This window comes from Acidisarcina polymorpha, from assembly GCF_003330725.1.
Classification (GTDB): domain Bacteria; phylum Acidobacteriota; class Terriglobia; order Terriglobales; family Acidobacteriaceae; genus Acidisarcina; species Acidisarcina polymorpha.
Window position 1 is genome coordinate 2,263,676 of the sequence record NZ_CP030840.1, and the last position, 26,266, is coordinate 2,289,941.

The 26,266-nt window shown below is 59.2% G+C and carries 22 protein-coding genes; 9 read left to right on the forward strand and 13 right to left on the reverse strand.

Features of this window, described 5'->3' with window-relative positions; all coding sequences use genetic code 11:
- Positions 1-609: 609 nt before the first annotated feature.
- From ACPOL_RS09775 to ACPOL_RS09785, 3 genes are all read left to right on the forward strand, one after another.
- On the forward strand, positions 610-1,230 hold the full coding sequence (locus tag ACPOL_RS09775) for a Crp/Fnr family transcriptional regulator (protein WP_236657361.1): 621 nt from the start codon (positions 610-612) through the stop codon (positions 1,228-1,230).
- Positions 1,231-1,473: 243 nt separating this feature from the next.
- A complete protein-coding gene (locus tag ACPOL_RS09780) occupies positions 1,474-3,891 on the forward strand; it encodes a sensor histidine kinase (RefSeq protein ID WP_114206901.1) in 2,418 nt (805 codons plus the stop codon).
- Entirely contained in the window at positions 3,888-5,237 is a 1,350-nt protein-coding gene (locus ACPOL_RS09785; protein ID WP_114206902.1) for a sigma-54-dependent transcriptional regulator, read from the forward strand. Before ACPOL_RS09780 ends, ACPOL_RS09785 begins: the two co-directional genes overlap by 4 nt.
- A 59-nt stretch (positions 5,238-5,296) precedes the next feature.
- On the opposite strand, the gene miaA is transcribed toward ACPOL_RS09785, so the two are convergent.
- The 4 genes from miaA to ACPOL_RS09800 form a co-directional block, all read right to left on the reverse strand.
- Complete coding sequence (gene miaA / locus ACPOL_RS09790) at positions 5,297-6,274, reverse strand: tRNA (adenosine(37)-N6)-dimethylallyltransferase MiaA (protein WP_114206903.1); 978 nt, start codon at positions 6,272-6,274, stop codon at positions 5,297-5,299.
- Between the two features lie 157 nt (positions 6,275-6,431).
- A complete protein-coding gene (locus ACPOL_RS09795; RefSeq protein WP_114206904.1) occupies positions 6,432-6,872 on the reverse strand; it encodes a hypothetical protein in 441 nt (146 codons plus the stop codon).
- A gap of 414 nt (positions 6,873-7,286) precedes the next feature.
- Positions 7,287-7,430, reverse strand: a complete 144-nt coding sequence (locus ACPOL_RS33495) for a hypothetical protein (RefSeq protein ID WP_161557280.1) — start codon at positions 7,428-7,430, stop codon at positions 7,287-7,289.
- A 183-nt stretch (positions 7,431-7,613) separates the two neighbouring features.
- Complete coding sequence (locus ACPOL_RS09800; RefSeq protein ID WP_114206905.1) at positions 7,614-8,663, reverse strand: energy transducer TonB family protein; 1,050 nt, start codon at positions 8,661-8,663, stop codon at positions 7,614-7,616.
- A gap of 469 nt (positions 8,664-9,132) precedes the next feature.
- Between ACPOL_RS09800 and ACPOL_RS09810 the strand changes: the two genes are divergently transcribed.
- Positions 9,133-9,756, forward strand: a complete 624-nt coding sequence (locus ACPOL_RS09810; RefSeq protein ID WP_236657362.1) for a YqaA family protein — start codon at positions 9,133-9,135, stop codon at positions 9,754-9,756.
- Between the two features lie 136 nt (positions 9,757-9,892).
- Here the strand turns inward: ACPOL_RS09810 and ACPOL_RS09815 are convergent, their stop codons facing one another.
- The 4 genes from ACPOL_RS09815 to ACPOL_RS09830 all read right to left on the reverse strand — a co-directional run bounded on the left by ACPOL_RS09815 (position 9,893) and on the right by ACPOL_RS09830 (position 12,502).
- Positions 9,893-10,426, reverse strand: a complete 534-nt coding sequence (locus ACPOL_RS09815) for a YcbK family protein (protein ID WP_236657363.1) — start codon at positions 10,424-10,426, stop codon at positions 9,893-9,895.
- Positions 10,427-10,488: 62 nt separating this feature from the next.
- Complete coding sequence (locus tag ACPOL_RS09820) at positions 10,489-10,929, reverse strand: SRPBCC domain-containing protein (protein ID WP_114206908.1); 441 nt, start codon at positions 10,927-10,929, stop codon at positions 10,489-10,491.
- Between the two features lie 137 nt (positions 10,930-11,066).
- Positions 11,067-11,390 (reverse strand): MoaD/ThiS family protein, encoded by a 324-nt coding sequence (locus tag ACPOL_RS09825; protein WP_114206909.1) that lies wholly within the window; start codon positions 11,388-11,390, stop codon positions 11,067-11,069.
- A complete protein-coding gene (locus ACPOL_RS09830) occupies positions 11,387-12,502 on the reverse strand; it encodes a WD40/YVTN/BNR-like repeat-containing protein (protein ID WP_114210734.1) in 1,116 nt (371 codons plus the stop codon). The genes ACPOL_RS09825 and ACPOL_RS09830 overlap by 4 nt, the downstream gene beginning before the upstream one ends.
- 120 nt (positions 12,503-12,622) lie before the next feature.
- Here ACPOL_RS09830 and ACPOL_RS09835 point away from each other — a divergent pair, with 120 nt between their 5' ends.
- Positions 12,623-13,237 carry an HD domain-containing protein gene (locus tag ACPOL_RS09835; RefSeq protein ID WP_114210735.1) on the forward strand — a complete coding sequence of 205 codons (615 nt, stop codon included), beginning with the start codon at positions 12,623-12,625 and terminating at the stop codon, positions 13,235-13,237.
- A gap of 70 nt (positions 13,238-13,307) precedes the next feature.
- Here ACPOL_RS09835 and ACPOL_RS09840 read toward each other — a convergent pair whose 3' ends face one another.
- The 5 genes from ACPOL_RS09840 to ACPOL_RS09860 all read right to left on the reverse strand — a co-directional run bounded on the left by ACPOL_RS09840 (position 13,308) and on the right by ACPOL_RS09860 (position 17,863).
- Positions 13,308-13,745 carry a copper resistance protein NlpE gene (locus ACPOL_RS09840; RefSeq protein WP_114206910.1) on the reverse strand — a complete coding sequence of 146 codons (438 nt, stop codon included), beginning with the start codon at positions 13,743-13,745 and terminating at the stop codon, positions 13,308-13,310.
- Positions 13,742-14,089: a protease inhibitor I42 family protein gene (locus ACPOL_RS09845; RefSeq protein ID WP_150132947.1), complete on the reverse strand. Its 348-nt coding sequence runs from the start codon at positions 14,087-14,089 to the stop codon at positions 13,742-13,744. The genes ACPOL_RS09840 and ACPOL_RS09845 overlap by 4 nt, the downstream gene beginning before the upstream one ends.
- 165 nt (positions 14,090-14,254) lie before the next feature.
- Positions 14,255-16,519, reverse strand: coding sequence for a beta-glucosidase (locus ACPOL_RS09850; RefSeq protein ID WP_236657364.1), 2,265 nt, complete (start codon positions 16,517-16,519; stop codon positions 14,255-14,257).
- Positions 16,520-16,653: 134 nt separating this feature from the next.
- Positions 16,654-17,634: a hypothetical protein gene (locus ACPOL_RS09855; RefSeq protein WP_114206912.1), complete on the reverse strand. Its 981-nt coding sequence runs from the start codon at positions 17,632-17,634 to the stop codon at positions 16,654-16,656.
- Between the two features lie 13 nt (positions 17,635-17,647).
- Entirely contained in the window at positions 17,648-17,863 is a 216-nt protein-coding gene (locus ACPOL_RS09860; RefSeq protein WP_114206913.1) for an NUDIX hydrolase, read from the reverse strand.
- Between the two features lie 143 nt (positions 17,864-18,006).
- Here ACPOL_RS09860 and ACPOL_RS09865 point away from each other — a divergent pair, with 143 nt between their 5' ends.
- From ACPOL_RS09865 to ACPOL_RS09885, 4 genes are all read left to right on the forward strand, one after another.
- Positions 18,007-18,933 carry a phosphatase PAP2 family protein gene (locus tag ACPOL_RS09865; protein WP_150132948.1) on the forward strand — a complete coding sequence of 309 codons (927 nt, stop codon included), beginning with the start codon at positions 18,007-18,009 and terminating at the stop codon, positions 18,931-18,933.
- A 221-nt stretch (positions 18,934-19,154) separates the two neighbouring features.
- A complete protein-coding gene (locus ACPOL_RS09870) occupies positions 19,155-21,446 on the forward strand; it encodes a serine/threonine-protein kinase (protein ID WP_114206915.1) in 2,292 nt (763 codons plus the stop codon).
- A gap of 188 nt (positions 21,447-21,634) precedes the next feature.
- Positions 21,635-21,970, forward strand: coding sequence for a hypothetical protein (locus ACPOL_RS09875; protein WP_114206916.1), 336 nt, complete (start codon positions 21,635-21,637; stop codon positions 21,968-21,970).
- 559 nt (positions 21,971-22,529) lie between these two features.
- Positions 22,530-26,054 (forward strand): vitamin B12-dependent ribonucleotide reductase, encoded by a 3,525-nt coding sequence (locus ACPOL_RS09885; RefSeq protein WP_114206918.1) that lies wholly within the window; start codon positions 22,530-22,532, stop codon positions 26,052-26,054.
- Positions 26,055-26,266 lie beyond the last annotated feature (212 nt).

Genomic DNA, 26,266 nt, shown 5'->3' on the forward strand with positions numbered 1-26,266 from the left:
TTTGGAAACGAAATCAAAGACCGCGGCCGGTGGCTCTCAAGTCACGCGATAGATTCAGTTGAAGATTCCGAAGTTAATCGAACTGACGTTGGCTAGCCTGGAGGCTTAGGCCATTCCCGGGCGAGCGGAATAGCAGGGACGACATCCCTCGGTTACCCCCCTTAAGGTCTTTGAAAGTTGATCAACGGTAACATTCAGGTGAAGTACCATCTGTCGGATACCCGACATACAGTGAAAGATTGTCGAAAAACTTCCTGCACCACACTCCTGCTTTTAGCGTCATCGATTACTTAACCGCAAATCATCTCAGGCACCGCGTTTGCTCCCAGCGTACTGAAGACGGGGAATGTTAGCGACTAGTTTCAGGATTTACCGAAAGTAGTAACTGTTAGTCACCGGTTTATGATGTCCGCCTCCGAGTGGGGAAATCTGGTACTATGTGCTGCAACCAAAATAAGATTACCGAAGTGCGCACGAGTGGCAAGAACTGAATTCTTAAAGGACCGGGAACCGTGTCTGCTCATGGCAAGGCCTATTTGTAACCTGCTCATCAAGTGTTTGCCTCTACCATATCGAGATCATCTTTTCTCGCGGCTGGAATCTGTCTCCTTGCCCGCGGGAACTACGCTGTACGAACCGGAGGTGGCGCCGGAATACGTACACTTCATGACCTCTGGCCTCACTTCGATAGTTGCCTATATGTCGAATGGCAGCGGGACGGAGGTCGGGATCGTGGGCAGCGAAGGAGTTGTCGAGAGCTTCCATCTGCTCTCTTCCCCGAGTGTGCAGAACGTGCAGACGCGCGGCTGGGTCCAGATTGCAGGGACGGCGATGAGGATGAGGTTCTCCGATGCCTATAAGGAATTCCTAAGCAGCGAAGTCTTGCGGACCCCGGTGCTTGGCTTTGTGCAGTGTCAAGGTTCGATATTGGGTCAGTTGGCGGCGTGTAATCGCCTTCATGATGTCGAAGAGCGGCTGGCGCGGTGGCTGTTGATGGTCCAGGACCGGGTAGGCGGCGAGGTACTTCCACTGACTCAGGAGTTGTTGGCGATTATGCTGGGGGCGCGGCGGAGTTCGGTGACGCTCGCGGCGAGCGACCTTCAGCGACGCGGCCTCATTGAATACCATCGTGGCCAAGTGAAGATCATGCAGCGGGACTTGCTAGAGAATGCGGCCTGCGAGTGTTATTCAGTTACCCGAAGGCTGTTTGCCAATTTATATCTCCAGTAGGCCACGCCTTCTTGGTTCCAGCAAGCCGGAGCTAGCAGCGATGGAAGCTTCTTTCCAAGAGACAGCGAGTCAAAGCGGAGTTCGCGCACGACGGGCTCTCTCTTGAGCGGAGACCAACTTTCCTACATCAAAAACCTGAGCGAGGATGCTCTACGGCTTGCTGAATCGCTGCGCGGACCACTCCGCCTGTGAGCACGCTTAAGGGGCCGCCAATTATACTGGAGAGATTCAGCCGGGAGCAGGATGGCGCCAGAACCTAAACACCGCAAGATCGTAGTCGGCGGCCTTGCTGCAGGGCTGTTGCTCCTGCTGCTGCTCTTCAGCGCTCTGCAGGGATTGAATCTGTCGTTCCTTGAGCCGCGGAGCGCGGGCCTGGTCTTGCTGTTTACCGGCCTCTCGGTCGTCGCTTTTCTGATCTTTGTCGTTCTTCTAGTCTTACTCTCGCGCAATATTCTCAAGCTTTATGCGGACCAGCGCAGCCGCGTGCTGGGTTCGCGATTGCGTTCGCGCATGTTGATCGGGGCGCTCCTGCTCTCGCTGGCGCCGGCGATGTTCATGTTTTTCTATAGCTACTTTCTGCTGAACCGATCGATCGACCGGTGGTTCTCGCAGCCCGTGGGACAGCTGCGGGAAGATTCAACCCGGGTGGCGCTGGAGCTCTCCCATTATGCGACCAACAATGCCCGGGTAGAAGCCGAGGCGCTGGCCAGCTCTCCGACGCTCGCCAGGGCGCTGGACACCGATGACGATCCAGTGGTCATCGCGCCTACCGGGGTGAACCTGGCATTGATCGAGGTGCTGCGGTCCCGTCGAATCACCTTGCAGGGTGGGTTTGCCATTGTGTATCACGAAGGGCAACCGGTGGCGCAGTTTCAGATGCCTGCGCAAAACGGCAGAGTGGTGGTGCGCCCTTGGATGGACGAGAGCGAATCGACAATGAACACCTCCGAGCCTGCGACGACGACGATTCTGAAGGCGGCGCAGCGCAGCGACGAGCCGGTGGTGCAGTTTGCGGGAGGCGAATTCGCGCTCGGAGCCGCGACCGTCGGTCCGTCCGACTCGGAGAACAATGTGGTGGTCATTGGCTTGCCGATGCCGGCCGGTCTGAGTGTCACGGTTGCCCGCATCCGCCACGGAGCGGAAGGCACCTATCGAATTAGGAACGGCTTTCGACGCCTGGCGTTCTCGATTCTCTTGTTGTTGACGGCGCTGATTCTATTTACCAGCAGCTGGCTGGCGTTGTTTCTTTCAAAGCAGATCACGCGCCCGGTGGAAGCGCTGGCGGATGCTATGGATGAGATCGCCGCCGGCCACTACAAGCACCGGGTCGCGGTCGAGGCAACCGAGGAGCTGGGCGAGCTGGTTCGCTCGTTCAACCATATGGCCGGTGACCTTGAAGAGAGCCGCGCCATTGCGGAGACATCGACCCTGCAGCTGTCGGCCGCCAACCTTACTTCCGAAGAACGCCGCCGCGAACTGGAAACCGTTCTAGAGACGATTCCGAGCGGAGTGGTGACGCTGGACTCGTCCATGCGGGTGCTTCAAGCCAACCGGGCATTTCTCGACCTGCTGGAGCCGGCACAGCAGGCGATTGCGGTCGGTTCGTCAATTCAATCGCTCTTCCCTGCTGATCTCGCCGACGATCTGACCCGTCTCTTGCGGCGCAGCCAACGCATGGGGATCGCGGCGATGGAGTTCGAGTTTCGCAGCCCCAAAGGAATGCTGAACCTCTCGACGACGATGGCTGCTCTCGAACTGGAGGGCAGTCAACGAGGCTGCATTCTGGTGGTTGAAGATGTCACCGAGTTTCTTCGCGCGCAAAGGCAGGTCGCGTGGAAAGAAGTGGCGCAGCGAGTGGCGCATGAAATCAAGAATCCGTTGACGCCGATCAGCCTTTCGGCGGAGCGGATCCGCAAGCACGTCGATCGTCCGACGCCGGAATCAGCGGGCATCATTCGCAAGTGCAGCGAAGTCATCTTGGGATCGGTCGATACCATGCGTACGCTGGTCGACCAGTTCGCCGCGCTGGCCCAGTTTCCTACGGCCCAACCGAAGCCCAATGATCTTAACCTCATCGTGGAGAGCGCCTTGATGCTCTTTGCCGGCCGACTTGGCGGCATCACGATTCATCGGCGGCTTGCCCCCGATATTCCTCCCGTGATGGCGGATGCGGAGGCACTGAAGCGGGCCTTTGCCAACTTGATCGATAACGCGGCCGAGGCGATGCAAGGAAGCCTGTTGCGTCAACTGACGATCGAGACTTGTCTGAACGACAACAACATGGCCGAAATCGTAGTGGCCGATACCGGGCACGGGCTGACAGCAGAGACTCGGGAAAGGCTTTTTCTCCCGTATTTTTCAACCAAGCAACGGGGAACTGGATTAGGCCTGTCGATCGCCGCCAAGATTGTTCAGGAGCATGAAGGAGCGATCCGCGCAGAGCAAAACACGCCGAAAGGCGCCCGCTTTGTCATGGAGCTGCCACTGGCGGAGATCCCCACAATCGATGGCGGCCGAAATGAGTCATCTTTGGCGGTGCATGGAAACGGAGATGGAGAGATTAGCGGAAACCTTGGCCGCAATGGCGCGCCGCACAAAAATGGAAACGGCAATGGGGTGGGTCCGATGATGACCGGCATCGAAGCCAAGCCTTCAAGATGAATCACATCCTTATCGTCGATGATGAAACCGAGATCCGGGAAGCCTTAGAAGAAATTCTGCGTGAAGAGGGCTATGCGGTGACGACCGCTGCTACTGGCGAAGAGGCGGTGACCCTGATCGCGGATGCTGCCTACGACGTTGTGCTCCTGGATATCTGGCTGCCGGACCGCGATGGTCTGGAGGTGCTGAAAGACATTTACGCCTTGGAAGGCAAGCCGGAGGTCATCATCATCTCCGGTCATGGGACGATCGAGACGGCGGTGCGCGCGACCAAGCTCGGCGCCTTCGATTTTCTGGAGAAGCCGCTTTCAATGGACCGGACGCTCATCCTGGTGAAGAATGCCATCGACGCCCGGCGGCTGCGTCATGAAAATCAGGAATATCACCGGCAGTTGAACGCTACCACCCCCATTACCGGTGAAAGCGTCCCGGTGAAGGCGCTGCGCCAGCAGATCAAGCTGATGGCGCCGACCAATGGCCGGGTGCTGATCTTTGGCGAGTCGGGCTGCGGAAAAGAGCTCATCGCTCGGGCAATTCATGCGGGCAGTCCGCGCCGGGACCGTGTCTTCATTGAGCTGAATTGCGCGGCGATTCCGGAGGATTTCATTGAAAGCGAATTGTTCGGGTACCGGCATGGTGCGGTCTCCGGGGAGGCTCCAGAAAAACGGGGGACCTTTGAGCGTGCGGATGGAGGCACGCTCTTTCTGGATGAAGTCGGCGACATGAGCTTGAAGATGCAAGCCAAGGTGCTGCGGGCGCTCGACGAAGGCCGCTTCACACCGGTCGGCGCGACCAGCCCGGTGCAGGTCGATGTTCGGGTGGTTGCGGCGACCAACAAGGACCTGGAAGAGGAGATTGCGCGCGGGAATTTTCGCGAGGACTTTTTTTACCGGCTGAATGTCATTCCTTTTTTTGTGCCGCCGCTGCGCGAGCGGAAGGAAGATATACCTCTGCTGGCGCGCGAATTTCTTCGCGAATTTGGGCGCGAATACGGACGGCCGCGGATCGAGATTGCGGACGAGGCAGTTGCCGTGCTGAAGCAGTATCATTGGCCGGGAAATGTTCGCGAGCTCAAGAATGTGATCGAGCGGGTGCTGATTCTGAACCCCCAGGCGCTGCGCATTGAGCGCCGCCATCTGCCGATGCTGATTTATCGCGGCAGTGGGAAAAAAGGTGAGGAGTTCTCGACTTTGCATCAGGCGCGAGAGGCTTACGAACGCGACTACATTCTCAAGAAAATCGACGACTGCCATGGAAATGTAAGCCGCGCCGCCGAGGCGCTTGGGCTGGAGCGGAGCCATCTTTATCGCAAGATGAAGAGTCTGGGGATTAGCGTGCGGGAGTAGCGAGGCTGATCGCTGAGGTGAGCTGGGCGGAGGTCAGGTGCCTGATATGGTCTTGAGGTTCAATTGACTTCTAGATCGTTCTCGATCGCGGTGACGAGGCGGATCGCCTCCGCTTGAGTGCCGGCTTCGTCACCGAAGCTGTTGAGCCAGTGGACTTCGGGTTCGCGGCGGAACCAGGTGAGTTGGCGTTTGGCGTAGTTGCGGTGGCCTTGCTGGGCGGACTTGATGGCCTCTTCGTTTGACATATCTCCATGGATCACGGCGAGCGCTTGTTTGTAGCCGAGGGAGGTTAGTGGGCGAACATCTGGTCCGTACTTCTCGACTAAGTAGCGGGTCTCTTCGACTAGCCCATCTTGAAACATGGCGGCGGCCCTGGCGTTGATCCGCGAGTAGAGAGCTTGGCGGCCGGGGTTAAGTCCAATACGAATGATCTTGTAGCCTCGAAGCCCGTCCCGGCCGCTTTGCCAAGCCTGGGTCATAGGTTGACGTGAGGTGAGGCAGACCTCGATGGCGCGGACCAGCTTCGGCGTGTCGTTGGCATGGATCAGGCGGGAAGCCGCGGGATCGAGGCGGGCGAGGATGCGATGCAACCAGCCGGCTCCGCGAGCGGCTTCGGCGCGGCGAAGGCGCTGACGGATGTCTTCAGAGCGGGGTGGGGCTTCGAAGAGTCCGTCGATGAGGGCGCGAAGATAGAGCCCGGTTCCTCCGGTAACGATGGGGAGCTTGCCATGTGCGGTGATAGCGGCGAGGGCGGCGCGGGCGAGCCGGCTATAGTCGCCGGCGGTGAAAGCTTCGGAGGGATCGGCAACATCGATGAGGTGGTGGGGAATTTGGCTGCGTTCGGCACGGGAGGGTTTGGCGGTGCCGATCTCCAAGTCACGGTAGACGGCGACGGAATCGCAGCTGACGATCTCTCCTGAGAAGTGTTGCGCGAGGTGGAGGGAGAGCGCGGTTTTGCCGCTGGCGGTGGGACCGAGGAGGACGATGAGCGGGTGGTTTGACCCTGCTCTTTGTATGCTGATATCAAAATCACTCATCGAATGCTGTATAGCCCGGATAGAAGGCTGTGGTTCGCGACAACTACAGAGCTGCACAAGTAACAGCTTACCGACAGACGGCGGTAGCGCGGGCAATCTCTCGCTGAATGGAGGTGGGACGAGCCACGTCCGGCGGTTAGGACCAGATCATCTGGGACTAGCTAGGTTGAGGAGATAGGTTGTGTTCCTGGATCAGCTGATAGATGTCCTGGTGGGTGAGATAGGCGAGGATCTTTGGATCGGAACTGCCCATGTCGATGAGGAATGCGGAACCTACAGTGAGGGTGATCTCGGGTTTGTCCGTGGGGGCAAAGTCCATCTTCCATTGAGTGTCGACGAGGACATAACGTTCCCCGATTTGCATGTCGTGGCGGGCGATGAGTTGGCTGGCGCGCAAACCAGCCTTTTCGAAGTACTGTCTGCGACTGGGGAGCATTTGCGCGAAAGTCGCGGCTGGAACGAGGGTCGAGCCGGCAGGGCCGGCGGCAAGAAATGTTTCGGCGAACTGCGCGATAACAACTGCAGGATCACTGCTGGTCGTGTTGCGTTCAAAGGTCGACAAAAAAGAGTCAAGAGCTTCCTGGGTGAAAGATGACATAAACAAACCTCCTAAGTTATCCGTATCAAGATAAAGTCCTTTAGTATTATACCACATTTAGATACATTAAGCAATAATTACATCGATAGTCGGCTAGCCGGACTTATCCGACTCATCCAAGTTATCCATGCTGGGCATCGACACTTACCCCCTGCGGAATTTTTTCTCCTACTCAGCTAAAGGGCAGCTTGAAGGGGGCGCCTATGGCGTGGGGACGAGGAGGCCGTCACTGGATTAGCGGTGCCGAAGATTCAACTTTGAGCGGCTGGGTTCAGGATGACAGGCTTTGTTGCGCGCTTCGTTAGGCTTGCCTCCGCGGCTGAGCCGGCCTCATTGGTTAAGCCATGGCCCGGCAGAAGCAAGGCTCCTTGGATTCGCGCAATGCTTCCTTAGGGGCAATGGGGTATGCGGGTTCTACCAGACATGCCACCAGCCTTGGGGAAAGACCTGGGCAAGTCCTGCGTGGAAGATGCTCGCCGTCACAAGAATGGCGAGGAGGATGAGGAGTCCCGCGATCTGGCGTTTACGGAGTTCTTCAGCGATGGTTGGTTTTGCCATTTTGGCTTGAGAAGGAGTCTATTCCCCTGCTTCCCTTCCATGAAAGAGAGAAGTCCCACGGAGAACGCGCTGGTGTCGGTGTTGCTTCCATCCAGCCTCCCACTCTAGCCCCACTCGAGCTGAAGGACGGCTAGAATGGCTTACCCTGGCGGTTTAAAGGGGAACCCTCACGATCCCTAGTGGCTACTCTTTGCCGGGCTTGATGTTGTAGAGGAAGTAGAACCGCAGCTCGAGATAGGGTCCCTTGAAATCCTTGGGCAGCTGGGGGAAGGGGGCTGCTCCGAGGATGCCTCCCCAGGCGGCGCGGTCGAGGGAGACGTCGCCCGAAGGGCCTTCGAGCTGCATTTCCTTGACGCTGCCATCCTTCATGATTTTGAAGCGGACCAGCACCCGGCCTTGTTTGTTGAGCGGCGGCCGCGCGACCTCGGGGATGATGGGCCACCAGGCGCGTTCGGTGTCATAGATGATGCGCTTCATGTAGGGGCCGAAGTCGACGCCCATGGTGTCGGAGAGGATCTCCGCGCCACCGGCCGAGCCGGGTTGGGCATTGGGCGCGGAGGCGCCGGAATCGCCTCCAAAGACCGGCGGCCCGCTGGCGGCGGCGCGGGCCGCCTGGCGAATCGCCTCTCCGGGAGTCGACGGACCGGTATTGAAGCTTGGCGTCGTGGGCGCCGGGGCCGGGGTCGGCTTAGGTGATTCGAGCTGAGACTGCTGATCGGGCGGGAGCGGCTGCGGCTGCGGCGGCTGGATCTTGGGCTGCTCCTGGGCTACTTGCGGCGGAGGGGGCGGCTGGCGCTGCGGGGCTGGCGCTTGCTCGAGCTTCCGCTGGGCGCGCAGCTGGTCGAGGGTCTTGCGGTCGATGGTCGGCTTTTTCGGTTCGGGAGCAGACTTCAAATCTTTCGACTTGAGGTGTTTGAGCGCGTCGGAGAGTTCGACGGAGGTGATCTCCTTCTCGCGCTGCTTGAGTATGTCGGAGGGGTTCACGACCCGGACGTGCTGGAAGTAGCGGGGCCCGTAGGCGAGATACCAGAAGACCAGCATGTGGGCGATGATCGAAATCCAGATGAACTCGCGGATGCGACCGCGGTTTTTGCTGCCTTCGAGATCATCGATGACGTGGAAGAGTTCTTCGGGTTCAAGCTCTTCGTACCGGGCCCGGCGCCTGCGGAAAGGGAGATCGGGCGGCGGGGTAGAAGGACTAGGCGGGCTGGGCGGAACTTCTGTAGTCGGCATCGGCAAAGCGAGTCAGGAACACGAATCTGAGAATCTTTGTCCCGGGCTGGCGCAGGCCCTAGCCGAAGGGAATTGGTGCTCTGATTATTCTCTCATTTCCCAGGAAATACATCGAAGCTGGCGCAACTTACAATAGAGACGGACGGAAGACGACTTTAGGTTGCAGGGTGGCGCGGGTTTGCGACCGTAGAGAGTTGAAGGGTCGTTTCCTGCGGAACCAACGCGTTCCTGTCAGTTGATCACAGTTACTTTGGCGGCCCGCGCTTAATGTTCATCCCACGAGTGGAGAAGTGTGGCAAGAGGGAACACAGATCCTTCGCTTCACTCAGGATGACATGGTTTTTGGGGCGGCGGAGCTGTTTCAGGTGACGGCGTTTTCCTGTTTCAGATGGACGGGGGCGCTTCAGGGATTTGTTCAGGTGATGGACTTTGAACACACTTCAGATTCACGACCACTAGCGGGAGTACCTTGAAGCAGCTGGCTGCACTTTTCCTGAAATACAAATTGATTCTGCTCACCGCTTTAAAGCCTCTGGGCTACTGGGGCCTGGGGGCTATTGCCATCCTGGATTCCTCGAGCATTCCGGTCCCGATGGATCTGATTGTCGCGGGATACGCCTGGAACGACCGGCGGCGGGTTGTGCTCTATGTCCTGATGGCCTCGCTCGGCTCGGCGATCGGCGGCCTGGTGCCTTTCTTTCTCGGGCGGGCCGGCGGCGAACTGTTCCTGCTAAAGCGGATCGACCGGGCGCGCTACGAGCAGCTGCGGGACCGCTTCGAACAGCAGGAGTTCCTGGCACTGCTGATTCCGTCGATGCTGCCGCCACCGACGCCGTGGAAGCTGTTTGTCTTCGGTGCAGGCGTCTTCGAGATGAAGACGAGGGATTTTGTGGCCGCAGTCCTGCTCGGACGACTGGTGCGATTTTCGGTGCTGGCGTTTCTGACGATTCGGTATGGGCCGGAGATGGTGCATGTGATCTCGGATGTGGCGCGACGCCATTTAGCGGTGTTGATGGCAGCGTTGGGCGTCGGGTTGATGGTGCTGCTGGTGTTCGCGGTAAGGAAAGGGATGAAGAAGCGGGCGGTTGTTTAGGACATCGCCTGATCCTTGCCGAGAGGAACTCGAGGTAATTTTCGCGGAACCCGGTATCCGAATTGGCGAGCTTCAGGGGTTCTCTGGTTGAGCAGACCAGGGCCTAATCAGAGATTCCGTAGCTCTCCGGAGAACATTACCACTGCCGTACCCGCCCCACATCGACATGCACAAAGTCGGATTGCGCGTAGTACCCCACGCCTCCACGCTGTAGCGAGAGCGCCGCGTCGCGGACTACGGCCGACGACACGCCAGGAATGCGAATATCGATCGCCTTCGCCTCCATATGCTGGCTGTGCTCCGCAACCCCATGACCGTGTTGGCGGAGATAGTTGTTGCTCCACGGCGTCCGATACCCGCAGACGATATCGATCTCACCGTCTGGGCGACCCAGCTTCACCAGCAAATCGTGCAGCAGGTCGAACTCCTTCAGGTCATAGTCCTTGATATCGCCAGTCCGGTGGTCGCGAAGAAAGTGGTCCAGCTCAGCGACTGGCTCGGGAAGATAGCGGTCGCCGACCCGGTAAATTACGTCGATCCGCTCTCCGGTATGCAGGTGATAGAGCCGCAGCCGGTAGGCCGCGGAAGCACTCTCATCCGCTGCCCGAACCGGGCAAACCGCAGCCAACACGGAAAGCGAAACCAGACCGGCCCGTAAGACTCGCTTCACTCTCATCGCTCCACAACCTCAACTTCCATTCTAGTCTCAGGGTGGGGCCAGGGGTTGCGCTGTCAGTGCGGCTTGAACGTCTTTCCTGTTTCGATCAGGGTTTTGAGGCGGGAGAGGATACGTGGCCAGCCGTCCGCCGAGGAGGCATAGGCGTCATCATCCTCCGCCCACTGGTCATGCGTCACCGAGACCCGGGTGGCTTCAGTCTCTGGGACGAGTTCTACGGTGACGCGAGAGATTTTGCTCGAAGAGCCAAGAGCAAAAGTGTACTGCAACCGCTTTGGCGGCTCAGACTGAAGCACCTCACCGCGGACATAAGTGACTCGCTTGCCGTCCGCCCCCGGGCCCACCCAGTTCATCGAGCCGCCCGGCTTCAAATCGACTTCGAGCTCGGCCCCCATAAAGAGGATCCGGTTAGATTCAGCAGAGACGAAGCCCTCCCAGACCCTCTCCGGAGGTGCGGCGATGTAAAAGACGAAATGCAGCGGAGTTTTCTCGGCCATCTGCTCTCCTCCAGGTTGGTAGTCGGCTTGCAATCAGAGCCAACATACTCACCCCTTTATTATTTGGTCAAGCATCCTGCGGCCCGCATTTGCGACGCTGGGATCCCAGGTTTGTTCCCCATCAGGACTCCGAACCTCTAAGAATGTGTGCTCCCGCCTGCCACCGCTCCAATGATCAGAAACGGCTCCTTGCCCGATACGACCGCATCCGGCAGCCCAGCGTCGGGAGAAGCAAAGGACAGGTCTTCTTCACACGCAAAGAACCGCAAGAAAGGCCGCCGCTGCAAGGTCACATGGTCACGGATCGTCCCTCGCAGCATGGGGTAGCGCGATTCCAGGGCATCGAGAATGGATCGTTGCGTAACCTCCCCGTGGACCTCGACGGCCACTTCCGCATTCACTTTGGCCAGCGTTCGCAAGTGAGCGGGCAGCTCAACCCGTACCGTTGTTGAAGATTTCACGCCAGCGTCTGCACCTCGACGGAAAGCACCGCCGGAAGGTCCCGCACGATCGGAGCCCAGCTGTCCCCCGCATTCGACGAGGCATAGACCTGTCCGCCCGTCGTGCCGAAGTACACGCCACACGAATCGAGTGAATCCACCGCCATCGCATCACGCAGCACGTTGACATAGCAGTCGCTCTGCGGCAACCCATTCGTCAGCGGCTCCCATTCATGGCCGCCCGAGCGGCTACGATAGACGCGCAGCTTGCCGTCAGGCACGTAATGTTCCGAGTCGCTCTTGATCGGGACCACGTAAATCGTCTCCGGCTCATGCGCGTGCACATCGATGGCAAAGCCGAAATCCGTTGGCAGATTGCCGCTCACTTCCTGCCACGAATCCCCCGCATCATCGCTCCGCATCACATCCCAATGCTTCTGCATAAAGAGCACTCCAGGCCGTTGCGGGTGCATCGCAATGTGGTGAACGCAGTGGCCCACCTCCGCCACGGGGTCGGGGATATGCAGCGAACGCAATCCGCGATTGATCGGCTTCCACGTCTGGCCTCCGTCGTCGGAACGAAAGGCGCCCGCTGCCGAAATGGCAATAAAGATCCGCTGCGGATCGCTCGGATCGAGAAGGATGGTGTGCAGACACATCCCGCCGGCTCCCGGCATCCAGCCCGGGCCTGAACCATGGCCGCGAAGCCCCGACAATTCGATCCAGGTTGCTCCTCCATCGGTCGATTTAAAGAGTGCGGCGTCTTCGACCCCCGCAAAGACGGTGTCGGGGTCGTTCAACGATGGCTCCAGATGCCACACCCGCTTGAATTCCCACGGGTGCGGCGTCCCGTCATACCATTGATGCGTTCCCGGAACTCCGTCATAAGTGAACTGGTTCCCGACTGGATTCCACGTCGCCCCGCCGTCGTCAGAGCGCTGGATGACCTGCCCAAACCAGCCGCTCGACTGTGAGGCATAAAGCCGATTGGGATCCGCTGGCGATCCCTTCAGATGATAGATGTCCCATCCCGCAAAGTGCGGTCCACTCACTTCCCACTTATCCCGCTTGCCATCGGAATTAAGGACAAACGCACCCTTGTGGGTTCCTACCAGCACCCGTACCTTGCTCATCGCCTCTCCTTGGGTGAAATGCACGACGGCGGCCGCAGGATTCGAGCCAACCGAAATGGATGTCAAGCATTCTAGCGAGTAGGGCTTCCTCTAGTCTTTAGAAAAGAAGAAGGCATGCTTATGAATTCCGAAATTCATTCCTGGCGGACCGCCGTCATGCAATACATCCGTCGCGAAGCCCAGCCCGTCGACAAATACGGCCATCAGCCGCGGCTCTACGCGCTCGCTCGTCAGATCGGGGCGGGATTAAGCTACGACGATGACGTCGTCTTTGCCGCCGCCTGGATGCACGACCTCGGCGTCTTTATCGGTCATCGCCCCGATGATCCCGCTGAGCTGAAAACCTGGGACAATGTCATCTACGCCATCGAACGAACACCCGAACTGCTGCTGCAGTTCGGCTTCCCTCCGGGAAAGGTTCCCGAAGTGATCGAGGCCATCCGCACCCACCAGCCACATCGAGATCCGCAGTCGATCGAGGCCACCGTCCTCCGGAACGCCGATATTCTAGAGCAGCTAGGAGCAATGGGCATTCTGCGCGCCGTCTCGAAGGTTGGCCGCGACACCCGTTACCCAACGTTCTCGGCGGTCCTGCCGGTTCTCGAGACAGCTTTAAGCACACTACCGGCGCTCCTCCGGCTGCCATCCGCCAAGGAACTCGCCGAGTCACGCATCGAAGTGCTGGAGCGGTTCCTCGCGTCGGTCAAAGTAGAGGCGAACGGCCAACTCAATTGAGCGGAAGGTTTTGTCACCCGAAACATCCGTTGCGGTTCAGGAGCCCGCTACCGTCGCCAGCCCCCGTCGCTTAAGGCACTCGCTTCAACGTCAAGTCGACACTTGCAGGAGCATCGATCGGCATCATCTTCCGATCCAACTGGGTCAGCCCTGCTCCGTCTGGCTGTAACAACAGATACTGCACCTGGGCCGGCCGGTCTGGGTCGAGCGCATAGACAGTCGCGTTCGGATCGACGGCGTCACCCTTAAGCACCGCCCATTGTCCTCGGTCGGTGAAACTCTGGTCCTCGCCCAAACCGCGCAGGTAGGTCCGTGTGCTCACATAGATTGCGTCGGTAAAATCAAATCTTCCCTTTGCGTAAAGTCGCAGTTCGGTTCGCAATCCAGAGCAATCCGCGCACGGTAATGTTCCCTTGTAGATGCCGGTCAACACCATCGATTTGGGCTCCCCGGAATTGATCGAAACGTCGACGAAAAAGACCTCCACAGGCCCTTGCGGCGCGGTCATCGCAGCAATGGCTCCAATCGGAAGGCTAAGGTAGCTTTCCCGACGGCAGCCGCGTTCAGATGAAAGGTCTGCAGACCTTCATTCTTTGTCTGCTTGGGAACCTTAAATTCACGGACCGCCGTCAACGGCGATGGCGTCGTCAGATGCTCTCGCCAGCTATAGCTACCGGGTTCAGTCGAGGGCAATGTGACGATAAGGGTGTCTCCCTCGACCAGGCTGATCGGTGATCGGTTGTCTATCGACGTCAGCGTGACCGTCTTGGCGAAGAGGGGCCGCGTAAGCACCACAACAACGACCACAGCAAAACGCCAACGACGCCAGCCGGAGGAAGACGTATCCATCATGATCCACCCCACACGAAGTGCACTCCCCTACACGAAGTGCACTCCTCGTTGACGGCAGGCAAAACGTGCCCTGCCGTCTTTAGAGCAATTCGACGGAGACGGCAGGCTGTAGTCTCCACCTCTTGCGTCCGAGAAGATCGTCTCGTCGAAGACCCGATAGTAGCGCTACCGCAATGTCACCACCTGCTTCAGTGGCAGATCCGCCGATGATCCTCCAACCATAAACGTGTAGTCGCCAGGAACCAGAGACCAGTCATTCTTCTTAACGTCGAAGATGGAGAGATATTTCGGATCGACCTCGACCGTTACCGTCCGCTTTTCCCCGGTCTGGAGCTTCACCTTAGTAAAGCCGACCAGGCGCTTCGGCGGCTCATCCGCGCTCGCCGGCAAGGCCGCATACACCTCCGCTACCTCTGAGCCATTGCGGCCGCCGGTGTTGGCAACCGTGAAGGTCACCTCAACACTCTGCCCCGGCGTCACCGTCAGCCCGGTGTAGTCATAGGTCGTGTAAGAGAGTCCATAGCCGAAGGGGAAGAGCACCGGCTTGTTCTCGGCGTCATACCACTTATAGCCGACCTTCAATCCCTCGTCATAGGTTGCTTGAAACGCCGGCAGCCCAGCGGCCCGCACCGCAGGCGCGACTGGCCCAGTGAAATTCTCCGAAGCCGGCGGCGGCTTCACGATCGTCGGATGAGGCAAATCCGCTTCGCTCTTAGGGAAGGTATTCGGCAGCTTGCCGCTCGGATTCACTGATCCAAACAAAACGTTGCCCAGCGCATTTGCCCCGTCGCTTCCCGCATACCACGCCTCGAGGATCGCCGCCGGAGAATCCACCCACGGCATGGTCACCGGACTCCCCGTCTCCAGCACTACGATCGTCTTCGGATTGGCCGCCGCCACTGCCGCTACCACTGCGTCCTGGTTGCCGGTGAGCGAGAGGTTCGGCAGGTCCATTCCCTCGCTCTCCCACACATACGCGAAGACAACGGCGACATCCGCCCCCTTCGCGGCCTCAGCAGCCGCCGCCGGATCAGTGCCCGGGTCATACTTCACGCTGGCCTCTGGCGCTCTCGCCTGGATTGCCTTGAGCGGCGAGGTCGGAAACCAGATCTGCTCCTGCCAGTGGGTCGCGCCCTGCCCAGGAGGCATAATGGCGTTGCCCCCCGGAGGGTCTACCTGCGCCGACCCGCCGCCCGAAATCATGCCAACATCGGCATGGGCGCCGATCACCGCAATGCTTCGCACCTTTGCCGGGTCCAGCGGCAGCACCGACTTGGTGTTCTTCAGCAGAACGATCGAGCCTTCCTCGATCCGCCGCGCCACATCGAGATCGCCGAGCACGTCGATCACGCTCCGTTCCCGCGGGAAATCAACGACTCCGGCAGCAAACATCGAGCGCAGAATTCGTTGTACGTGGTCGTCCAGCTCGGCGGTTGAAATCTTCCCCGACTGCACTGCGGTCTTGTAAGCGTCGCCATAGAAGAACTCGCCGGGCTCCTCGTTATCGAGCCCCGCCGCCGAAGCCTTCTCGGTGCTATGGGTCCCGCCCCAGTCCGACAAGACAAACCCAGGAAATTTCCAGTCTTTTTTCAGCAGCGTGGTCAGCAGGTATTTGTTTTCGCAAGCGAAGTCGCCGTTGATGCGGTTATAAGAGCACATCGTCGCGGCCGGGTGTCCGGTCGCCACGCCAATCTCAAAGGCCAGCAGATCGCTCTCCCGGCCGGCTCGTTCGTCGATGTGGATGTTAACCGAGTTCCGTCCGCTCTCCTGGTCATTGAACGCGTAGTGTTTGATGTCGCCGATCACGTGCTGCGACTGGGTTCCCTGGATGAGCTTGCCCACCAGCGTCCCGGCCAGCACCGGGTCTTCGCCCAGATATTCGAAGGTGCGTCCGTTGCGCGACTCGCGCGTCAAGTTTGTTCCTCCGCCCAGCGACATGTTGAACCCCTGCGCCCGCAGCTCGCGCCCGATCACCGCGCCATACTCATACGCCGCGTCCACGTCCCAGCTCGCCGCGGCCCCGACATTGGCGGGCAGCGCCGTTGAATATCTCCCGTTCTCGCCACTCGACCTCACTCCATACGCCGCATCGCTCATGTCAATGCCGGGAATACCCAGCCGCGGAATTCCCATCACGAACCCCACGCCGCCGTTCGAGTTGATACGCGTGGGGCTTATCGGCGTCATACCTTCCAAGCCCGCGCCATGAATCAGCAGGATCTTCTCGTCCAGCGTCAGCTCTTTGAGCACCAGCGCTGCCCGGTCATCCGGCGAAAGGCTGGTGTTCATCCATGGTCCGGTCGGCTTGGCTGCCTGCTTGCCATGCGCATGACCGGCGCCTTGCCCGAAGCTTGGAGCTGTGAATGAAGCAAAAGACAAGAGCATCAGTGCACAAATTCTGAGCGCAGCAGTGCGGGCAGAGAAATTCATGAGGGTCCCTTCAAATGGAAGCTTCGCTAAACGGATTTAATACTATCAACCGGCAGCCGCCGCCGGAGCAGGGCGCGCATCTTTCGGCAAAGTTGTAGCAACGAGGTGAGATCCGTGGGGATAACAGACGAAACCTAATCGTCCTCTTCCTGGATGGTGATGTCAGCGTCGAGGGCCACCGCGTCCGGACTCGATCCCTCGAGCAGTTCTGGCAGTTCCCGCTGCACCGCCGCCTGAAGATCGCTCTCTTTGGCGAATGGGAAGCGGATGTTGAGGTTAAGGATTTGATCGGCAGGAACGTAGAAATTCGTCCCTGGAATCGTCGTCCAAAAGTCTTCCCGGCTGATGCTTTCAGTCTCGTCTATGACGCGGGCGCCTCTGTTTTTCTGCTCCGCCCGATCGCGCTCGAGCGATGCTTCGTAGTCTCCCTTGCGAAATCGTCGCACCTGCTCCATTTGAAGTCCGGAAAGCCTTCCGCTCAAATCAAGAAAGAAGTTCGCCACCCGCCCCTGGTAGAGACCGGCTTCTTTGGTGAGTACGTCGACATACACGGAACGCTTTGGCGTCTTGGGCCAGGTGAAGTCGGTCAGCAGAGTTTGCCATTCCGAGATATTCGGGACGATGACCTTGCGGGTGAAAAGGTCGTAGAGCCCGCTCTTCCCACGCCAATCGCCATACCTTACGGCCATCAGGCCGAAAGCCGTCCCCTCCGCTACCGCGAACAGGTAGAACCAGCATAAGAAGCGGCCCTGGTGACGGACGACCGCATTCACTGCCTGCAAGTAGCCAGGCGCCAGGCTTTTCTGATCTTTGCCGAAGAGCTTTGAGGCGTCAGGAGTCAGCACCACCGCCGCTGCCAGCTGATAGTCGCTGCTGCGCTCGGGCGCGGACCATTCGCTTCCATAGACGAATCGATCGATTGCCGGAACATACCAGACCAGCGCCAAAGCAACCAGGAATGGCACAATCCCGACAAACACCGCGAAGGTCGCCTCCTGGGTGCGAGTCAGCTGAAAGATTTTGAGCTTGAGGAACCACGAAGCAGGAAACCGGAACAGCACTCCCGGAATGAGTACATAAAAAATCAGCAGATACGTCGCGAGAAGTGCGATCACCGGAAGCTGCCGCCTAGGCCGGCTGTTTTTCCGGGAAAGTCTCCGGGACTAACGTCGCCTTTGGCGAGATACGAATGGTCCTGCCGCGGAAATCTTTCATCTCGTACGATTTTCCCTGTTTCAGCAGGTCGAGGATCTCTCCTCGGCGCTTCCGGATTTCATCTTTCAGCACCTGCTCAGGGGGATCGCGATGCAAGGCGCTGATGAGTTGATCGATATCGCTAACCAATGCTCACCTTCCACAATTTTCTAATCGTTCTGTTAGATCGCTTAGAGCTCAGCTAAGTCGCACTAACTGCCCTATTAGCAGCCTAGACTCAACCATACGCATTCACAAGCAATATCGGCCGCGAGGACCCTTTCTGATAACCGGTGTCCCAATTAACCGATGTCGGAATGGCCGCTGTGCGCCGGACTTTAATTGGCCGGCCCTACAATACCACCATGATTCTTCGCGCCGTCTCCCTGGCACTCATCTTCCTTTCCTGTCTTACTGGGCGCGCTCAGGCCGTTCCCGCAACCGCAACTTCTTCCGCGGGAGACTGTGGCCTTAGCGCCCTGCAAATCTGCGCTCTCCACGTGCTTCGGGATGAAGGCCTGATCGTCACCAGCCCGCTGCGGATTCAAACGTTGGATCTGCTCTGGCTCGCTCCTTTCGCCGCCGGCACCGGCTATACCCTCACCAAAGATAATTCGATCATGCAAGACCTCGGTTCGAATCCCTCCCGGGAAAAAAACTTCAATGACGTCTCGAATGTTCTCGGCATCTATGCTCCCGTCGCGTACTCCGGCATCGGCTACATCGCCAGTTCGATCCGCCATGACGAGCATCTGCGCGAAACCAGCATTCTTGCCGGGGAGGCACAAGTCGATGCCCTGATCCTCAACAAGGCCCTCGAGTATGCAGTCAACCGGCAGGACCCAAAGCAAGGCGATCGGACTGGCCGATTCTGGCCGCATGGCCTCAAGTCGTGGCCCGACGGCACATCCATGCCTTCCGAGCACGCCATGAACGTATGGGCTTTTGCCAGGGTCGTCGCCGGCGAGTATCCCGGCTGGCGCACCCAGGCAATCGTCTATTCCATGGCCACCACCGTCTCCTTCTCCCGCGTCCTCGCCCGCCAGCATTTTCCCTCCGATGTGATCGTTGGCAGCACCATGGGTTACCTCATCGGAGGACTCGTCGTCCATCATCGCGCCGCCGGCTTGAGCGGTCTTTCCCTTGCATCGATTCAAACCGCCAATGGCCGCGGCTTTGAGATCTCCTATAACTTCGGTGGTCAGCATTCCTCCAATTGACCCAAACCAAAATCGAAGAACCGCGAAAGCCTTAGCGCCGCTTCCTCGAAACAGCACTGTTCGACCGTTCGTCACCGGCAGCAACTCGCCTGTCATCGGATGAGATTGAATGACTTAGGCGCTGGTCTCGGGACGCCCAATCTTGCAACTGCTTCAATCAGCACGTACCATCGCGACAAGGCTGTAAGCACTGTCTGTGATGGAAGAACAGAGACACTTCGATGGCCGATGGGAAGAGCACGCCTTCTATAGGAGAGTTGGTTGCCGCCAACTATCAGATCCTCGGCACGGCCGGGGCTGGTGGGATGGGCGTCGTCTATCGTGCTCTGGATCTCAAGCTGCAACGGACCGTCGCGCTCAAGTTCCTTCCCCCCGATCTCAACGCCAGCGAACGCGATAAGGCGCGTTTTCTCCGCGAAGCCCGCACCGCCTCCTCGCTTGATCATCCCAACATCGGCGTGATCTACGGCATTGAGGATACTGCTGACGACCGCAGCTTCATCGCCATGGCCTTCTACGAAGGCAAGTCGCTTGCGCAGAGAATTCGCTCCGGTCCACTCTCCCCGCTCGAAGCCACCGACATCACCATACAGATGCTCAAAGGCCTCGAACATGCCCACTCTCAAGGCATCGAACATCGTGACGTCAAGCCCTCGAACATCATGATCACCCAGCAGGGGGCAACCTCTCGGCCGGTCGTCAAGATCGTTGACTTCGGCCTCGCGCATGTCAGCCAGCAGACCGCCAGCAAAACCCACGGCATCTCTGGAACCGTCGCTTATATGTCGCCCGAACAGACCCTTGGCCGTCCCATCGACAGCAAGACCGATATATGGGCGGTCGGCATCGTCTTCATGGAAATGCTCACCGGACAAAATCCCTTTTTCCGCGAGAGCATCCCGGGAACCGTCTTCGCGATTCTGAATGAGCCCCCTACGCTCCCTGAAGGCGTACCCGCCGAATTGCAGCAGGTAATCTACCGGTCTCTCTCCAAAGACCCCCAGCGCCGTTATCCGAACTGCACCGAGATGCTCCGCGACCTGGAGGCATTGCGCGATAAACTGCCCGACACGCCGGCCGCCGCCAACCCCGCGAATCCCAGTCTGGAGACGAAGTCCGCTCGCCGCAGCAAGGAGTCTGCCGACCTTCGCCGCTCTCGCGAATACGCCTCCGCCTCAACCTGGATGACGCCCCCGCCGAAGACCAGTTCGAAGCCGTGGTTGATCGCTCTTGCCGCGATCGTGGTTCTTAGCGGAGTGGCGCTCTTCGTTCCTCCCGTTCGGCAGAAGCTTGGCAGCTTCCTCGTCCCTCCCGACAGCGAAAATCGCAGACCGAGACAGGCCGCTTACGAAGGCTACCTCGCCGCCCTCGGCTATCTCGACCGCTATGACAAACCCGGCAATCTCGACCGCGCCGTTGACGCTCTGCAGGGTTCGCTTAAGGCGGACCCGCTCTTCGCCCTCGGCTACGCCGAACTCGGGGAAGCCTACCGGATGAAGTACCAAACCGACCGCAATCCAGAGTGGCTCGACCTCGCGCTCTCCAATTGCCAGCGTGCCGAGGAACTCGACAACCGGATTCCTACGGCCTATACCACGCTCGCAAACATTCACAACAGCCAGGGCAAACACGACCTCGCCGTGCAGGAAATCCAACAGGCTCTGGATATCAACCCCCGGGATGTCGCCGCCGTCACCGCTATGGCCCACTCCGAGGAAGCAGCCGGGCATCTGCCCGAAGCCGAAGAGGGCTTCAAAAAGGCCATTGCCCTACGCCCCGACGATTGGTCTGGACCGACCGACCTCGGCTCGTTCTACACGCGTAACGGCCGGTACAAAGAGGCTGCGGATGCCTACAAACAAGCCGTTGCGCTCTCTCCGGGCAATGCCTTTGCTCTCAATAATCTCGCCGCCAATTACCTGTCGCTCGGCGATCCCCAATCGCTGCGGCTGGCCGAAGAGGCGCTCAAGAGTTCGCTTGCCATCCAGCCCAGTTACTTGGCTTACAGCAACCTCGGTGTCATCTATCTCGAGCAAAAACGCTACGCGGAATCTGCCGCCATGTCCGCCAAGGCCACCGGGATGAATGCCGAAGACTATCTCGTCTGGGACAATCTCCGCACCGCCTACGAATGGCTTCATGACCAGAGTCGAGCGGACGCAGCCACCGCCAAAGAACTGCCTCTGGTTGAAAAAGTCGTTCAAGCGAAGTCGCAGGATGGCCTGTCTCACGCGGTCCTCGCAACCTTGTATGCCAAGCGGGGAGAGACCAGCAAAGCGGAGCTTCAAATCCAGTCAGCCCTGGCTTTCGCGCCAGACTCGCCCGAAACCCTGCAAACCGTCGCCGACGCATATGAGAGCCTGGGAGACCGGCAGCGCGCCAAGCAATACCTGAAACAGGCAATTGCAAAGGGCGCGGCCGCCGACTCGATCGGAGGAGATGCCGACATCCAGGAGATCGCCAACGACCCCGACCTTCAGACCCACGGCCGGGCCGCAGCGCCGAAGGACTGAGTTCCCCCATTATTTCTAGTGACACAGCACCCAACTCGACTTATGCTCGCGTTGCGTCCATTTACGGTCGCGTCCCTTCGCTATCGATTTGCCACGAGAGACGCCACGCCAGGGCAGAGTGCCCAGCGATAAGGCTTCCACAAGGCACCTCCGGCTGATTTCAATTCAACACTTCGAGGAAAATCTCCATGGCTGTATTTGCCACTGTCTCCTGCAATGGAACCCAATACGACATTCAATTCGACCCGCCGAGCCCTCCCCCCGCCATCCCTCTCCAGGGGGAAATCAGCATCACCCTCGATCAAAGCATCGTGAGTGACTGCTTTGTCCAGTTCGATCAGCCGGTGCTTCAGGGAACTCAGCCTCTCTCTGCGCACACGCCAGTCAAGCTCTCTCGCGGCCAAACCATCCCCAAGTTCTATGTGACCCAACCACCGTCTCCGCCATACACGGTCAACATGAAAGCCGGATCCGATTCCATCGGACCATGGTGTACCCCACACCCAATTACCGTCAGTCGCTAGGATTCGGCAATCCGCTTAATTAACGGCTCACGGCTCCCCTTTGGGGCCGGTGCGCCCTTCCGCCTCAGCCCCTCCCTGATCCAATGTCTCTTCTGCTCGACGAGAGGTATCTTTGAGCCACGCACGGCCCGTCCAGCACCTGTCCGCGTTATCCACCCCTTCCACACCCCTCCACAGCATCTGCACCATTCCTGCGCCTTGCCGTCACCCATCCGCAGGCCTAGTCTCGGGAGATGGCTTTGCCATACCTTCTTCCTTTGAGGCAACGTCCTTTCCGCGCCCCGAAAGGCGGCTTCGAATTCTCCACAGACGTTCCCCAAGAAATAAGAACTCTCTGGATGCCTTTTCCTAGTAAAATACAAGATGTAGTGGTTGACGCTTGACTTGCACTATAGAGAGCGCATACTAAGCATCTGTCAACAAGATTTGGACGCGCTCCCAAGTTGCGCCCGACACCCAGACGATCCCGAAATCCGAAGAACGACATAGGCCCGATCGACGCAACCACCGTCCGGTAATCCCGGCATCCCATTTTTGTAGCACCGATAAAGGAGCACGCATGGCCGAGGCCACCACCCGCACAAATCCAACGAACGGCGCAACCGCGATAGCCGAACAGCCGACCCGGCAGCCCGCCGCGAAAAAGGCCGAGGGCCTCCGCTTCCACCGCGTCTTCTCCAAACCCGGCGTTTCGCCCTACGGTGAAGTTCAATGGGAGCGTCGCACCGCTTCGATCACCGACGCCACCGGCAAATCCATCTTTGAGCAGAAGGACGTTGAGGTGCCGGTCGATTGGTCGATGACCGCGACCAACATCGTCGCCAGCAAGTATCTCCACGGCCAACTCGGCACCCCCGAGCGCGAGAGCGGCGTCCGCGCCCTGGTTTCGCGCGTCGCTGAAACCATTCGCGATTGGGGCATGAATGACGGTTATTTCGCCACCCCCGAAGACGCCGCGCTCTTCCATGACGAGCTCGTTCACCTGCTCGTAAATCAGAAAGTGGCCTTCAACTCCCCGGTCTGGTTCAACGTTGGCTGCGACCGCTTGGAACCCAATTCCGATGCCCAGAATTGGCACTACAATCCCCACACTTGCGCGGTCGAGTTCTCCGTCACCGGCTATCGCAATCCGCAATGCTCGGCCTGCTTCATCAACGCCGTCGATGATTCGCTCGATTCGATCCTGACCTTGGCCAAGACCGAAGGCATGCTCTTCAAGTGGGGCTCGGGCACCGGCTCGAACCTCTCGCCCATCCGCGGATCCATGGAATTGCTCTCCGGCGGCGGCACCGCCTCCGGCCCGCTCAGCTTCATGCGCGGCTTCGACGCCTTTGCCGGCGTCATCAAGTCCGGCGGCAAGACCCGCCGCGCCGCCAAGATGGTCATCCTCAACGTCGATCATCCCGACATCATTGAATTCATCGAGTGCAAGTCGAAAGAAGAAGCGAAGGCGTGGGCACTGATGCAGGCCGGCTACGATGGTTCCTCTGGTCCGGACTCCGAGGCCTACTCGTCGATCTTCTTCCAGAACGCCAACAACTCCGTGCGGGTCACCGACGAGTTCATGCAGGCCGTCGAACGCGATGGCGACTTCACCGTCTACACCGTCAAGGACCACCTGCCCGTCAAGACCTACAAAGCCCGCGACATCATGAAGAAGATCGCCGAGGCCACCTGGCAGTGCGGCGATCCCGGCATGCAGTACGACACCACCATCAACAAGTGGCACACCTCGAAGAACTCCGGCCGGATCAACGCCTCCAATCCCTGCTCCGAGTACATGTTCCTCGACAACTCGGCCTGCAACCTGGCGTCATTCAATCTGCTGAAGTTCGTCGACCACGCCGGCAACTTCGACATCGCTTCTTACCGCCACGCCATCGGCATCATGATCACTGCGATGGACATCCTGGTCGACAACTCCGGCTACCCGACTGAATGGATCGGCCGCAACTCCCACGATTACCGTCCGCTTGGCCTCGGCTACGCTAACCTGGGCGCACTGCTGATGAGCTTCGGTCTGCCGTATGACTCTGATGCCGGACGCGACTTCGCCGCCACCCTGACCTCCATCATGTGCGGCGAGGCCTATCTGCAATCTTCGAAGATCGCAGAATCCTGCCCGCCGCTCGCCTCGACGACTCCGCTGACTGCGAACGCCGAGCGCACTGGTGGCGCCTGCCCCGGCTTCTACGTCAACCGTGAACCCTTCCTCGATGTCATCCGCATGCATCGCGCCGAGGTCAACAACATCGGCAAGACCAACAAGGCGGTCATCATGAGCGGCAATCGCGGCAGCGCCGAGTCGCGCGACCTCAACGGCCGCGTCGCCACCGAGACCTTCGTCGTCCCCCAGCTCGACGCGCTCATCGATGCCTCCCGCGATTGCTGGGACAAGGCGCTCGCCCACGGCGAGAAGCACGGCTACCGCAACTCCCAGGTCACCGTGCTTGCCCCCACCGGCACCATCGGCTTCATGATGGATTGCGATACCACCGGCATCGAGCCCGATCTCGCCCTGGTCAAGTACAAGAAGCTGGTCGGCGGCGGCATGATCAAGATCGTCAACAATACCGTGCCCGCCGCGCTCTTCAAGCTCGGCTACACCAACGACCAGGTCGACGCCATCGTTAGCTACATCGACGCCACCGGAACCATCGAAGGCGCTCCCGGAGTCAAGCCCGAACACCTGGCCGTCTTCGATTGCTCCTTCAAGCCGTCCAAGGGGACCCGCTCGATCCACTACACCGGCCACGTCAAGATGATGGCTGCCACCCAGCCCTTCCTCTCTGGAGCCATCTCGAAGACCGTCAACCTGCCCCACGACTGCACCCTCGAAGACATTGCCGAGGCATATCTCGATTCCTGGCGACTCGGCCTCAAGGCCGTCGCCGTCTATCGCGACGGATCGAAGGGCGCTCAACCGCTCAACGTCTCCGATGGCAAGGGCGCGAAAGAGATCAAGACCTCAAAGGACAGTTCAGGCAAGGATTCGCCAATCGACGTGCTGAATCAGGCCGCCGACCGGGTACTCGCCTCGCTGGTGCAAGGCAAGCCCGGCTCCGAATCCGACTTGAAGACCCTCGAAGCCAAAGTCTCCGACAAACTCGAAGTCACCTCGCGCAGCATCCTCGCCGCCGCGAGCGCCTTCACTGAAGCCTTACAGAAGGTTGTCACTCTGAGCGAAGCGGAACGTAGTGGAGCGCAGTCGAAGGATCTGGATGGTCGAAACGCCACCAACTTATTCGGCGCGCAGGGCCAGGACCCCAACTCTCCGCCGCGCGCCGTGCGTCACCGCCTGCCTGCGGAACGCGCCTCGCTCACCCACAAATTCTCCCTCGGCGGCCACGAAGGCTACATCACCGTCGGCCTCTACCCCTCGGGCGAACCCGGTGAAATCTTCATCAAGATGGCCAAAGAAGGCTCGACCGTCTCCGGCCTGATGGACAGCTTCGCCACTGCCATCTCGCTCTCGCTCCAGCACGGAGTGCCGTTGAAGGTCCTGTGCGAAAAGTTCGCCCACACCCGCTTCGAGCCCTCCGGCTGGACCGGCAACGAACACATCGGCTACGCCAAGTCGATCATGGACTACATCTTCCGCTGGCTCCAGCTAAGGTTCCTCTCCGGCCAGCAGCTAAGCCTCTTCACCGGATTAGGCGCAGCTGCAACGGCCCCCCTCGCACCGCTGTCGCTCGCCGACGAAGGTGGCCCATCGCAAGACAAGGTCACCCTGAATGAAGGCGGTGAAAGCAGGAATGTCATCCTGAGCGAAGCGAAGGACCTGCAGTTCAGCGGTTCCGGCGCTGGCCTAACTCCCGACCAACACCAACCCACCCGCGGCATGGGAGCCACCAACGCACCTCAAGGCGGAATCGCCCCCAGCGCAGATGTCATCCTGAGCGAAGCAAAGGACCTGCGGTTTAGCGCGATTGAAGATCGCGGCATCCACCACGCGGCGGACGCCATGCGCAGCATGTACGACATGGGAGACGCCCCCAGCTGCCACACCTGCGGAGCCATTATGGTCCGCAACGGAAGCTGCTACCGCTGCATGAGCTGCGGCAGTACCAGCGGCTGCTCCTAGCCGGAGGGGCACACGCGGCTTTGCCGCAACAACAAGCAAGCCCCGCCTCGTGCGGGGCTTTTCTTTATCTGTTCAGCAATCAAGAAATCCCACCTTCTTTCCAAGCCCAACCTGAGCCGGTAATATTTATGACCGGGATTGAGTCGGAGACAAAGTGGAGACTGTAGAGAATTCTCTTCAACAGGATACGGTTTAACACCATACTATGAGCT

What these genes read in the sequence shown, in the direction of transcription:
- ACPOL_RS09780 (WP_114206901.1), top strand. Translation starts at nt 1,474, where the DNA reads ATGGCGCCAGAACCTAAACACCGCAAGATCGTAGTCGGCGGCCTTGCT.
- ACPOL_RS09785 (WP_114206902.1), top strand. Translation starts at nt 3,888, where the DNA reads ATGAATCACATCCTTATCGTCGATGATGAAACCGAGATCCGGGAAGCC.
- miaA (WP_114206903.1), bottom strand. Translation starts at nt 6,274, where the DNA reads ATGAGTGATTTTGATATCAGCATACAAAGAGCAGGGTCAAACCACCCG.
- ACPOL_RS09795 (WP_114206904.1), bottom strand. Translation starts at nt 6,872, where the DNA reads ATGTCATCTTTCACCCAGGAAGCTCTTGACTCTTTTTTGTCGACCTTT.
- ACPOL_RS33495 (WP_161557280.1), bottom strand. Translation starts at nt 7,430, where the DNA reads ATGGCAAAACCAACCATCGCTGAAGAACTCCGTAAACGCCAGATCGCG.
- ACPOL_RS09800 (WP_114206905.1), bottom strand. Translation starts at nt 8,663, where the DNA reads ATGCCGACTACAGAAGTTCCGCCCAGCCCGCCTAGTCCTTCTACCCCG.
- ACPOL_RS09820 (WP_114206908.1), bottom strand. Translation starts at nt 10,929, where the DNA reads ATGGCCGAGAAAACTCCGCTGCATTTCGTCTTTTACATCGCCGCACCT.
- ACPOL_RS09830 (WP_114210734.1), bottom strand. Translation starts at nt 12,502, where the DNA reads ATGAGCAAGGTACGGGTGCTGGTAGGAACCCACAAGGGTGCGTTTGTC.
- ACPOL_RS09835 (WP_114210735.1), top strand. Translation starts at nt 12,623, where the DNA reads ATGAATTCCGAAATTCATTCCTGGCGGACCGCCGTCATGCAATACATC.
- ACPOL_RS09840 (WP_114206910.1), bottom strand. Translation starts at nt 13,745, where the DNA reads ATGACCGCGCCGCAAGGGCCTGTGGAGGTCTTTTTCGTCGACGTTTCG.
- ACPOL_RS09845 (WP_150132947.1), bottom strand. Translation starts at nt 14,089, where the DNA reads ATGATGGATACGTCTTCCTCCGGCTGGCGTCGTTGGCGTTTTGCTGTG.
- ACPOL_RS09850 (WP_236657364.1), bottom strand. Translation starts at nt 16,519, where the DNA reads ATGAATTTCTCTGCCCGCACTGCTGCGCTCAGAATTTGTGCACTGATG.
- ACPOL_RS09870 (WP_114206915.1), top strand. Translation starts at nt 19,155, where the DNA reads ATGGCCGATGGGAAGAGCACGCCTTCTATAGGAGAGTTGGTTGCCGCC.
- ACPOL_RS09875 (WP_114206916.1), top strand. Translation starts at nt 21,635, where the DNA reads ATGGCTGTATTTGCCACTGTCTCCTGCAATGGAACCCAATACGACATT.
- ACPOL_RS09885 (WP_114206918.1), top strand. Translation starts at nt 22,530, where the DNA reads ATGGCCGAGGCCACCACCCGCACAAATCCAACGAACGGCGCAACCGCG.